Raw genomic sequence first — 11,930 nt, 5'->3', positions numbered from 1 at the left:
ATTTATTATTTAGTTAATTAAACTCACAAAAATTTGTGAGTTTTTTTATTTTTTATACCTTTATGAGCAATTAACTTTAATCTTTAACAAATGAAAAAAATTACTTTATTGCTGATGTCTTTTATCAGTTTTGCTGCATTTGGGCAGTTTCCTGCGCCCTATTGCGGACCGATGACATTCACGAGCAATGTGGAGCCAATTACTTTGGTCAACTTTGCAGGTATTAACAATACCAGTTCTGCATTAGTTGGTCAAGATAATGGTACAACCATTATTGCCCATGAAGATTACACTACGCTAACCGGTAATGTGTTGGCTGGAAGTACTTATCCAATAACACTTAAAGGGAATACTGATGGTAATTTTACAACCAGACTAAGAGTATTTGTGGATTGGAATGCTGACAATGATTTTGATGACGCAGGTGAATCTTATGATATTGGAAATATTGTAAACTCTACCGGAGTAGATGCTATCGAGTTAGTTGGTAGTATTACAGTACCGGCTGATGCTTCTGCAGGTTCTAAAAGAATGCGTGTAGTGAAGCGTTACAATGCTTTCGGAACAGCATGTCAAACCGGCACGGGTTACGGACAAGCTGAAGATTATACATTAATTGTTTCTTTACCGGCATGTGCGGTACCTACTGCTGGTGTTGCTACTGTTACTTCTTCAACAACAGCTGATTTGTCTTGGACATCTGGTGGTGCCGCCAATGCAGAAGTTGTTGTTCAAGCTGCAGGAACAGGAACTCCGGGAACAGCTAATGATACCGGTGTGAATGTTACAGGAAATACTTATGCTGCTACTGCATTATCTCCAATGACTGCATATGAGTTTTACGTAAGAGACGAATGTTCTTCCGGAAGTAGTTTCAGTACTTGGGCAGGACCTTTTGCTTTTAATACTACTATAGCTCCGGGTTGTGCGAGTAATTTAGTGCCTGTAAATGGTTCTACAACTGTTTCTCCGGGAACCGTAACCTTCTCTTGGGATGCTCCGACTACCGGTGATCCTGCAACGTCATATGATTTATATTATGGTTTGACTGCTGGTAATGCTACTATTTTAGTTGGTAATTTCACAACTACTTCAACACCTATTGATATCACAGGATATAACACAACTTTCTATTGGAAAGTAGTTCCTAAAAACGCCGGTGGTTCAGCAGTAGGTTGTGCTGAATCAAGCTTTACAACAATTGCTCCTCCGGGATTCTGTTTGAATGCTCCTAATGGTCAATGGCCAGGTGGTGCTGCAGGTTACACTCCTGCTACTTGTGATGGTCTTACCGAGAATTCTATTACTACTGCCGGTTATGCAGGAGAATATTCTTTAGTAAATGTTGAGTTAGGACAAACCTACACTTTCAAGAGTTCAATCGCTACTGATTTAATTACAATTAGTGCTGATGGCGGTGCTACTGCTGCAGATTATGGAACAACTCCTGTTACTTGGGTTTCAACTCTTACCGGTCAAGTACGTTTTTATACTCACGCTGATACAGATTGTACTGATAACACTGATAACAGAACTAGAATTGTAATATGTGGCGTTCCATCTACAGATGCGCCTGATTACGTAAGTTTACAATGGCCACCAACAGCCACTATCTCTCAAGGCGGTACCGTAACTGTTTACGGTCAAGTTTATGAAGGTGGCTTGACAGATGTTGCTCCTAATATCAATGGTCAAGCTCCTGGTATCAATGCTTGGGTTGGATACAGTACAACTGACACAGACCCTAGCACATGGACTACTTGGGTTGCTGCAACTCACAATGGTAATTCAATTGGAAATAATGACGAATATCAAGCCAACATTGGAGCTACACTTGCTCCGGGAACATATTATTATGCAACACGCTTCAATTTGAATGGTGGTGCTTATGTTTACGGTGGTATCAATCAAAGTTCTCCAAACAATGGTAACTTCTGGGACGGTACTACTTTCGTAAATGGTATTTTAACTGTAACACCTCCTCCAACTCCGGCTAACGATGAGTGTGCAGGGGCTACAGCATTAACAGTTGGCGGTTCATATGCTGCTCAATTAACTGATGGTACTAACTTAGGAGCAACGACTTCATCCCAAGCAGCGCCAACTACTTGTTTTGGTTTTGTAGGTAATGACGTTTGGTATAGCGTTGTTGTACCGGCTAGCGGAACTTTAACCATTGAGACAGGTGATTCTACAACTGGTGCTACCGGTTTAGATACAGTAATTACTATTTACTCAGGTGACTGTAATCAACTAACACAGATTGATTGTGATGATGATGGAGCTGCAACTGGTGCTTACTCTTTCAAAAGTTTAACCGGATTAACTCCTGGTTCAACTTTATACATCAGAGTTTATGAATACAATAATGACAATGCAGGAGGCTTCGCTATTTCTGCGTATGATGCTTCTTTGAGCAATGGTTCATTTGACAGTTCAAACTTCACATATTATCCAAACCCTGTTAAAAACGTATTAAACCTTTCTTACAGTCAAGAAATTACTGCTGTTGAAGTATTTAATATGGTAGGGCAAAAAGTTAGCAGCAACAATTTAGATGCTACTATGGGACAAGTTGATATGTCTCAATTGCCTAATGGTGTTTACTTGGTTAAAATCGCAACTGCCGGTAACCAATCAAAAACTATCAGAGTAATTAAAGAATAGTTTACTTTTTTGTAATATAGAATGAAGACCACCTAATTTTTAGGTGGTCTTTCTTTTTTATAAAACCCTATCTTTGTTAAAAATTATCAGATGTTTTTTTCAATTATCATACCTGTTTACAATCGTCCTGACGAAATAAAGGAGTTGCTGGATAGTCTCTTGGTTTCCAATTATACTAAACCTTATGAAATAGTAGTGGTTGAAGATGGTTCCACGGTTCCTTGTAAAGATATTATAGACTCATTCAGTAATACCTTAAATGTTTCCTACTATTTCAAAGAGAATAGCGGCCCGGGTGATTCCAGAAATTTCGGTATGAAAAAAGCAAAAGGGGATTACTTTTTGATTTTTGACTCTGATTGTATCATTCCTGAAAACTATTTATCAGAGGTTGATAAAGAACTTAGCAGTCAATTTGTGGATTGTTTTGGCGGGCCTGATGCTGCGCTCGACTCTTTTTCTAAGGTGCAAAAAGCCATCAATTTTGCAATGACCTCCTTTTTAACAACCGGAGGTATTCGAGGCGGTTCTGAAAAAATTGGAAAATTTCAACCCAGAAGTTTCAATATGGGAATCTCCAAAAAAGCATTTGAATTCTCCAATGGATTTGGTAACATACATCCCGGAGAAGATCCGGATTTGTCTATCAGACTCTGGAAAATGGGATTTCAAACGCGTTTGTTTCCTAATGCATTTGTGTATCACAAACGTCGCATCGATTGGGATAAATTCTCTATCCAAGTATCAAAATTTGGTAAAGCACGTCCCATTTTAGATCTTTGGTATCCTGAATACCAGAAGCCGACTTTCTGGTTCCCAACGCTCTTTGTTTTGGGATTTGTTATTGCTCTTTTGCTGCTGTTGTTTGGATTTATTTTGCCGATTATTTGTTATGGAATCTATTATTTGTTACTTCTTTTATCAGCTACTTTTTTTAATAAAAGTTTGGAAATAGGATGTTTGGCATTGATTGCGGTTACCAAACAATTTTGGGGCTACGGTTTAGGATTCTTACAGTCATTTGTAAAGATTAAATTGTTGAAACAGCCACCTCAAGAAGCTTTCCCTGAATTGTTTTTCAAAATAAAATCATGACAAAAGTTATAGGATTAACCGGTGGTATCGGAAGCGGAAAAACTTTGGTGGCCAAATATATTCAATCCAAAGGCATTCCTGTTTACATAGCCGATGAAGAAGCTAAGAAGTTAATGGATACTCCCGAAATTGTTGAAACCATTGCCAACACTTTTGGGAATGAGATTGTTGATGGCGACAGAGTGAATCGTCAACAATTGGCACAATTGGTTTTTGAATCTCCTGAAAAATTGCAAAAACTGAATGCAATCATTCACCCAAAAGTTAAACAACATTTTGAAAATTGGCTTAAAAGCCAACATAATCATCCCTTTATAGTGAAAGAAGCAGCGATTTTATTTGAAAGCGGCAGCTATCGGTTTTGTGATAAAATCATCACTGTAACGGCACCTTTAAGTGTTCGTTTGCAAAGGGTTATGCAGCGTGATCGCGTAACTGAAGAACAAGTCTTGGCCAGAATGAATAACCAATGGAGTGATGAAGATAAAGCGGCGCTTAGCGACTTTGTTGTCCAAAATATTTCAATCGAAGATACTAAAAGTCAGGTAGATAATATTCTTAAAACATTGAAAAATAATCAATATTAATATAAGTTGTTAATGTTTGGTTAATGTATTTATTGTCTAAATGTTAAAATGCTAAATTTGTTTAATGAATAAATTGTTTTTTCGAATCCTTGTGGTCTTAATGAGCTTGTCCTTGATAGGTATTATTTTGGTGCAAGTTTACTGGTTCGACAAGTCATTTGAAAATAATGAGGAGCAATTTAAGTTTCATGTCAAACAGGTTCTGGGGAATGTGGCCAACAAGTTGCAGAAGTATGAAGCCTATACTTTTTACGAAAAATACAACCACGTTAAAGACAGCATTGGGAAAGCTCCCGAAAAAAGTGACTTCTTAGAATTTGGTTATTTCCAAAGAGACTCGAGAACCAATGAAACTATAGTGTATTCCAATAGTATCATTTCTGAAGATTACGGAATTACACCTTCGTTCTTTGATAAAAAACTCGATAGTTTAAGAGAAATCAAAAATTTTTCGGCAAACAGAAAGACTGAAATTTACACGGACGGTGTGGATGAATCTTCCATCAAACAAAATATGACGCCTGATGTAAAAATTGAAAAATCAGGCTCTTTGGATTTATTAAACAATTATCAGTTTGAAATGTTTTTCCGTGATATTGCTGCCATGCGGCCAATACAAGAAAGAGTTTCGAACGAGTTGTTGCAAAAAATGTTGTCTGAAGAACTCAAAGAGTATGGTGTTATCACTCCATTTGAATACAACGTTTACAGCAACGGATTAGCCACTAAAGTCAAATCGGAAAATTTTAAATACGATAAAGCATCCACTTATTCTATTCCAATTTTTATAGATAACGATGGCAATAATAAGTATCAGTTGCTCATTGCGTTTCCGCAAAAGAAAAAGTTTTTGTTTTCAGAATTAATCGGTATTTGCGTACTCTCAATCATTTTTACCCTAATTATTATCATTGCTTATTCGAGTGCGTTGAGCCAATTGATCAAACAACGTCAGATTTCGGAAATCAAAACCGATTTCATCAACAATATGACGCACGAATTCAAAACACCGATTGCTACGATTAATTTGGCCTTGGATGCTATTAAAAATCCGAAAGTGATTGAAGACAAAGAAAAGGTACATCGTTATTTGCAAATGATACGCGACGAAAACAAGCGTATGCACGCTCAAGTAGAAAACGTATTGCGCATTTCAAAATTGGAGAAAAAAGAGCTTGAAATCAGTAAAGATTCTAACGATATACACGGCATTATTGAAGATGCCATTGAACACGTTCATTTGATTGTAGAAGACAGAGAAGGTAAAATAACGACGCATTTCGATGCTACCAGAACTACCGTATTGCTCAATGATGTTCACTTCACCAATGTTATTGTAAACATCTTGGACAATGCCATTAAGTATTCTCCTTTAGCGCCAATCATCGATGTCTATACCGAAAACGTAAAAGAGTTTGTTATCATCAAAATAAAAGATCAAGGCGCCGGAATGTCGAAAGTCGCCCAAAAGAGAATTTTTGAAAAATTCTATCGCGAACATACCGGTGATTTGCACAACGTGAAAGGTCACGGTTTAGGATTGGCCTATGTTAAACGAATATTAGACGACCATAATTGTCAAATATTTGTAGAAAGTGAAAAAGGAAAAGGAAGCACATTTATAATTAAAGTCCCACTCATAAATTAAAATAAACTATGGAAACAAATAAAAAAATACTTTTAGTAGAAGATGACCAAAACTTCGGTATCGTATTAAGAGAATATCTTACCCTTAACGATTTCGATGTCACCTTGGCCAAAAATGGGATGGAAGGTTTTGAAAAATTCAAAAAAGACAATTATGATTTGTGCATTTTAGACGTCATGATGCCTTATAAAGACGGTTATACTTTGGCCAAAGAAATCAGAGAAAAAAACAAAGACGTGCCTTTGATTTTCTTAACAGCCAAGTCTATGAAAGAAGATGTAATGAAAGGCTATAAAGTTGGCGCAGATGATTATCTAAACAAACCATTTGATTCCGACGTATTGTTAATGAAAATCAAAGCCATCTTACAAAGAAAGGCTACCGAAAATAAAAACGAACCGGCCAAGTTTGAATTCCAAATCGGTAAGTTCATGCTCAACTCTAAGTTGCGTTTCTTGAAATTTGAAGACCAAGAGCCTATCAAGTTATCTCCAAAAGAGTCTGATTTGTTGAAAATGATGGCCATCTACGAAAACGATTTGATGCCGCGTGAATTGGCCTTAACCAAAATCTGGAGAGAAGACAACTACTTTACCTCCAGAAGTATGGACGTGTACATAGCCAAATTGCGTAAATACCTAAAAGATGATCCAAACGTGGAAATTCTAAACATCCACGGTGAAGGTTTCCGTTTGGTGGTAAAGAAATAAATAACATCCCTGTCATTTGACGGGGATTTTTTTTAGGAGCTTTTTCCTGCTTTCTGCGCTACACGGTAGCTCGCTCCAAATGCGAAGCATTCATTGAACACCAACAACAAAAATTATCTTGGTGAGATAGTCCGGGCTAGGGTATAAGCATTACCCGAAGTTGAGTTGAACCGCACAACACACTTTGTCATGGACGCTAAGCGTAAAAGTAGTAGTATCAGATTCGTTTTTCCGGATGGCTACACTGTCGTTTAACGAAACTTCCTTCAGGTAATTGATCTCAAAACTCTTAAGTTGTTGTTCCAACAATAGTTTTGGTGCCACATAATCCAAACACCATTCTAAGTATTTAATGCTATTGGCGTGGTTTACTATATCTAAATCGGATAGCAATATTGTCTTTTCGGCAACCAAAGCTGTAGTCACTGTAGTGTCGATTTTAGAAAAAGATGCAGCGGTTGCTTGTTCTTCCGGATATTTTTCAAAATGCTGGTGTGGCAATGCCAAAGCTTCCGGTCGGCGACTTTTAGTATTAAAAACAGCCCAAAACGTTTCGCATCCCGCTATTTTTTCATCGCCCAAAAACAATTCCAAACAACGAATCGAACGCGAATTTTCCAACGATTGTATCCAAGTTTTTACCGTAACCAGATCACGCCATTGGGGTAAACGGTTTACTTCTACACGCATTCGGCTCAACACCCAAGCCTGATGATGTACTTGCATATCGCTAAAACTAATTCCACCTAATTCGGCATGTAAGGCAGCCGTTAATTGCAAAATGTTGCACAAATCGGTGTATTTTAAATAACCGTTCGGATAACACTGCAAAAAGTTGATTTCCCAGTCTTTGGTTAGTTTAGAAGTGAAATTCGGTGCAATGGGCATTTTTAGAATTAGGAATTAGGAATTAGGATTTAGGAATTAGGAATTAGGAATTGGTTTTCTATGTGTTTAATAATTGTTGTGCTGTCGGTTTTGTAATCAAACCAAGCGGCATTTTCTGTTCTTTTGAACCACGTAATTTGGCGTTTGGCAAAGCGTCGTGTGTTCATTTTAATGTTTTCAACGGCTTGGTCTAAAGTTACTATACCGTCAAAATATTCAAACAGTTCACGGTATCCAACGGTTTGTAGTGCATTTAATGCTTTGTGTGGATATAATTGTTCGGCTTCTGCTAATAATCCTTCTTGTAACATCAAATCAACACGTTGGTTGATTCGGTCATACATTACTTCACGTTCGGCTTCCAAACCAATAACAATAGGAGTGAAGTTCCGACTGTTTTTCTTCTGTCCGATAAAACTCGAGTACGGTTTTCCGGAACCGATACTGACTTCTACAAAGCGTTTCATCCGTTGCGGATTTTGCAAAGTTTGCGGATTTTCAAGGCTTAGTTTTTGGTAATAATCAGGATCGTATTTTCTTAACTCTTGCTGAAGATGAGTGATTCCAAATTGCTCAAAGTCAGCATTTATTTGTTTTCTGACATTTTCATCTATCTCCGGAAAATCATCAAAACCTTTTAATACGGCATCTACATACAAACCGGAACCGCCAACCATGATTTGGATGTTGTTTCTTTCGAATAAGCTATCGAGTTTGGCCATGGCTTCTTGTTCAAAATCGCCAACCGTATACGATTCAAAAATCGATTTGTTTTGGATGAAATGATGCGGTGCTGCTTTTAACTCTGCTTCCGACGGTACTGCTGTACCAATGCGCATTTCTTTAAAAAATTGTCGGCTGTCACAAGAAACGATATCGCAACCGAAATGTTGGGCCAAAGCGATGCTTAGGGAAGTTTTTCCTATGGCGGTTGGACCAATAATAGTTATTAAGTAATTCAAATCTTAAATCAAAAATCGTTAATCAACATTCTTATCTCAAAACTTCAAAATTCGTATCACCTTATGTCGGCGCAAATAACCTTGAATAATGGTTCGTGTATCGCGGTTATTCTGCATCGGAATGATGATGTTTTTCAGGATTTCGATGTTGTTGATTTGGTAATTCAAATCGAAGAAACAATAACCTTTGTAAATCCCGTTTTCGATTAAAACCGCACTGCGCTCGTTGATACTTCTGCCTCGATCGATGATGACCATATTGTTGTTGTCAAACTTCATTTCGCTGATAAATTCCTCCACGCGCTCGTTGTATGCTTCCGTAGGTTCTTGGTTCAAACAAGCGCCTTTACACTCTTTGATTTTGTGTTGAAAACAACCGTTTTTGGTTTCATACAAGCCGTTAATTTTCTGGCACAATTGGTATTCGGCCGTGATTTTATGCAACAAATTTTTGCCTTCTTGGATAGAAGTAAAAGCGGTAATCTCTTTTTTACGACCGTCGGCTTTTTGGACTCTCAACGCCAAATAACCCTGCTCATCTTTTTCGACGTACAAGGCGTATTGGAAAATGGTTTTGCGTTGGGCTCGGTTGTAAATGGGTTTGTTGATTTTGATTTCTTCACTTTCTTTGAGTAAAGCAATCAATTCGCTACCGGTTTCTTCGTAGGTTACCGCAAAAACATCTCGTTGGATTTTCTTGCTTTTGCCTGAAGTTCCTGTAAAATGTTGGTTGATGCGCTTCTTGATGTTCTTGCTTTTGCCAATGTAAATCAAATCGCCTTTTTCATTGTGGATGTAGTAAATTCCGGTTCGTGTCGGCATACTTTCAACAATATCCAGCAATTTAGGCGATAACCCTTTTTTGATTTCGGCCTTGATTAAGCTGATGAGAATCTCTTTGGAAACATCTTTGTCCAATATCATTTTGAACAATTTTACCGTGGCTAAAGCATCGCCGCTGGCACGATGTCTATCCGTTACCGGAATCCCAAGCGAACGAACCAATTTTCCTAAGCTATAAGATGGCTGACCGGGAATTAGTTTCTGCGATAATTCAACTGTACAAAGCGTTGGTCGAACAAAATCGTAGCCAAGGCGACTGAATTCCGTTCGTAAAATGCGGTAGTCAAACGAGGCATTGTGCGCTACTACTATACAGTTTTCGGTAATTTCAATAATGCGTTTGGCTATTTCATAAAACTTCGGAGCCGAGCGCAACATGGCATTGTTAATACCGGTTAACTTCACCACAAAAGGCTGAATCGGTTTTTCGGGATTGACCAAACTGATAAACTGATCCACCACTTCATGACCGTCAAATTTGTAGATGGCGATTTCAGTGATGCCTTCTTCGTTGAATTGGCCTCCGGTGGTTTCTATGTCGAGTATGCAGTAAATAGTTTAAAGGTTTAAAATGGTTTAACGTGTTCCAAAGATACTACTTCCAATGCGAACCATTGTACTGCCGCAGTCTATAGCAATTTGGTAGTCGCCGCTCATGCCCATGGAAAGTGTTTCAAGTTTCAAGTTAGCCGTTTCAAGTTGTTGGTATTTATCGAAAATCGACTTTAAATGGTCAAATTCTCTTTTGATTTGGGCTTGATTATCGGTAAAAGTTGCCATGCCCATTAAACCAACGATTTTGATATTATTCATTTCCTTGAATTCATCGGAGTTCAATAAGGCATCGAGTTCATTTTCATCTAAGCCGAATTTGGTTTCTTCCTCGGCGATGTGAATTTGCAACAAACAATGAATGTTTTTTCGCCAACGAACGGCTTGACGGTTGATTTCTTTGAGCAGTTTCAAACTATCGACACCATGTATTAACTTCACATACGGCACCATGTATTTTACCTTGTTGGATTGTACATGGCCAATCATATGCCAATCGATGTCCTTGGGCATTTGTTGCCATTTTTCGGTCATTTCCTGGATTTTATTTTCACCGAATATACGCTGACCGGCTTGGTAGGCTTCCATCAAATCCGACACCGGTTTGGTTTTGGAAACCGCCACCAAGGTTACGTTATCCGGGATTAAAGATTTTATATCGTGAAGGTTTTGTGCTATAGACATGACAAGGATTAATTTTTACTTCGTACTTCTTATTTTGTACTTCAAACTTACAATTCATAAACCATCAATCCGCTGCGGAATTTTGGTTCTATATAAGTACTTTTTGGCGGCATAATCAAATGGTTATCGGCCAAGGCTTTGATTTCGGAAATATCGGAAGGGTAGAGCATAAACCCTACTTCGAACTCGCCTTCGTCAACCAATTCTTTGATGGTCGCTACCGATTGTTTTCCGGGAATATACTCAATACGTTCATCGTTTCGCAAATCTTCAATACCTAAAAGCGGTTGCAGCACTTTATCATATAAAATTTGAGCATCTAAATTCTCTAAAATCGAATTTTTGCCATTGTCATTGTTATTGCTTCCTTGCTTGTAAAACAAAGCATAAAAACTGCCGTCGAGATACATGCCGAATTCGAACTTGCTTTGTGGTTTCCACAATTCTTGTTCTTTATCTTTAACGATGAAATGCTCCGCCAATTTCTCTAAAAAATCCGCTTTGGAGTAGCCATTTAAATCGCGAATAATGCGATTGTATTCGTAGATTTTCACATTGCTTTCTGCAATCAGAAAACTCATGAAATAGTTCAGATTTTGATTGCCCAAATGTTGGTCTTCGTCGAATAACAATTCCGCTGAAGCCGAACGATGGTGACCATCGGCTATATACAACTCGGGTATGCTTTCGAATTGCTGCGTCAGCCATTGGATTTCGGTGTCGCTGTCAATTTTCCAAAGTTGGTGCTTTTCTTTATTGGTAGTCGAATAGTTGTAAATCGGCGCACTTTTTTTCTTTTCGGCTATCCAAGCATTCAAGGTTTCATTATCAGGATAAGTAATTAAAACCGGTTCGGTGTTAAAGCCTGTTTGGTGTAAATAATCCTTGAAGTATTCTACGCGGTATTGCAAGGTGTCTTCGTGTTTTTTGATCACGTTATTCTTGTAATCTTCAATTGAAGTTCCTGCCACTATACCGGTGAAAGACTGTGTTTTTGTTTGTATTTCATACAAGAAAAAAACTGCTTTATCTTCCTGTATAAAAACCCCGTCATCTTTAAAATCCTGGTACTTATGGGCTACACCTTTGAAGCGTTTGTCTAAAGTAATTTTTTGCGAATACATGTAGGCAGGATGGATCACGTGCAAAAATGAGTACGGATTAAAACTCAACCAAGCGGCCAACTCGGCCGAACTGTAATCGTCGTAATTGCGGCAAGTCACCAACGCTACTTTATCCGGTGTAGGACGAACGGCTTTGAAAGGGATTATTTTGCTCATTTTTTTTTTGAGTT

At 38.1% G+C, this 11,930-nt stretch carries 10 protein-coding genes; 5 read left to right on the top strand and 5 right to left on the bottom strand.

Annotation, left to right across the window (positions count from 1 at the left end; genetic code table 11):
* The first annotated feature begins 90 nt into the window (after positions 1–90).
* The 5 genes from ACJG85_RS10325 to ACJG85_RS10305 all read left to right on the top strand — a co-directional run bounded on the left by ACJG85_RS10325 (position 91) and on the right by ACJG85_RS10305 (position 6,707).
* On the top strand, positions 91–2,667 hold the full coding sequence (locus tag ACJG85_RS10325) for a GEVED domain-containing protein (RefSeq protein WP_412476359.1): 2,577 nt from the start codon (positions 91–93) through the stop codon (positions 2,665–2,667).
* A 90-nt stretch (positions 2,668–2,757) separates the two neighbouring features.
* A complete protein-coding gene (locus ACJG85_RS10320) occupies positions 2,758–3,762 on the top strand; it encodes a glycosyltransferase (RefSeq protein ID WP_412476358.1) in 1,005 nt (334 codons plus the stop codon).
* Positions 3,759–4,349 (top strand): dephospho-CoA kinase, encoded by a 591-nt coding sequence (gene coaE / locus ACJG85_RS10315; RefSeq protein WP_409677716.1) that lies wholly within the window; start codon positions 3,759–3,761, stop codon positions 4,347–4,349. Before ACJG85_RS10320 ends, coaE begins: the two co-directional genes overlap by 4 nt.
* Positions 4,350–4,413: 64 nt before the next feature.
* Positions 4,414–5,997: a sensor histidine kinase gene (locus ACJG85_RS10310; RefSeq protein ID WP_409677714.1), complete on the top strand. Its 1,584-nt coding sequence runs from the start codon at positions 4,414–4,416 to the stop codon at positions 5,995–5,997.
* A gap of 8 nt (positions 5,998–6,005) precedes the next feature.
* Positions 6,006–6,707 (top strand): response regulator transcription factor, encoded by a 702-nt coding sequence (locus tag ACJG85_RS10305; RefSeq protein WP_409677712.1) that lies wholly within the window; start codon positions 6,006–6,008, stop codon positions 6,705–6,707.
* A gap of 150 nt (positions 6,708–6,857) precedes the next feature.
* On the opposite strand, the gene ACJG85_RS10300 is transcribed toward ACJG85_RS10305, so the two are convergent.
* The 5 genes from ACJG85_RS10300 to ACJG85_RS10280 all read right to left on the bottom strand — a co-directional run bounded on the left by ACJG85_RS10300 (position 6,858) and on the right by ACJG85_RS10280 (position 11,916).
* Entirely contained in the window at positions 6,858–7,595 is a 738-nt protein-coding gene (locus ACJG85_RS10300; protein ID WP_412476357.1) for an acyl-[acyl-carrier-protein] thioesterase, read from the bottom strand.
* A gap of 29 nt (positions 7,596–7,624) precedes the next feature.
* Positions 7,625–8,557 (bottom strand): tRNA (adenosine(37)-N6)-dimethylallyltransferase MiaA, encoded by a 933-nt coding sequence (gene miaA / locus ACJG85_RS10295; protein WP_412476356.1) that lies wholly within the window; start codon positions 8,555–8,557, stop codon positions 7,625–7,627.
* Positions 8,558–8,593: 36 nt separating this feature from the next.
* On the bottom strand, positions 8,594–9,901 hold the full coding sequence (locus ACJG85_RS10290) for an exonuclease domain-containing protein (RefSeq protein WP_409678041.1): 1,308 nt from the start codon (positions 9,899–9,901) through the stop codon (positions 8,594–8,596).
* Positions 9,902–9,976: 75 nt separating this feature from the next.
* On the bottom strand, positions 9,977–10,636 hold the full coding sequence (locus ACJG85_RS10285; protein ID WP_412464001.1) for a YggS family pyridoxal phosphate-dependent enzyme: 660 nt from the start codon (positions 10,634–10,636) through the stop codon (positions 9,977–9,979).
* Positions 10,637–10,683: 47 nt separating this feature from the next.
* Positions 10,684–11,916, bottom strand: a complete 1,233-nt coding sequence (locus ACJG85_RS10280; RefSeq protein ID WP_412476355.1) for a DUF1015 domain-containing protein — start codon at positions 11,914–11,916, stop codon at positions 10,684–10,686.
* Positions 11,917–11,930: the final 14 nt, after the last annotated feature.

Source organism: Flavobacterium mekongense (genome assembly GCF_047038255.1).
GTDB classification, from domain to species: Bacteria; Bacteroidota; Bacteroidia; order Flavobacteriales; family Flavobacteriaceae; genus Flavobacterium; species Flavobacterium mekongense.
This window is presented reverse-complemented; position numbering and strand designations above follow the sequence as displayed.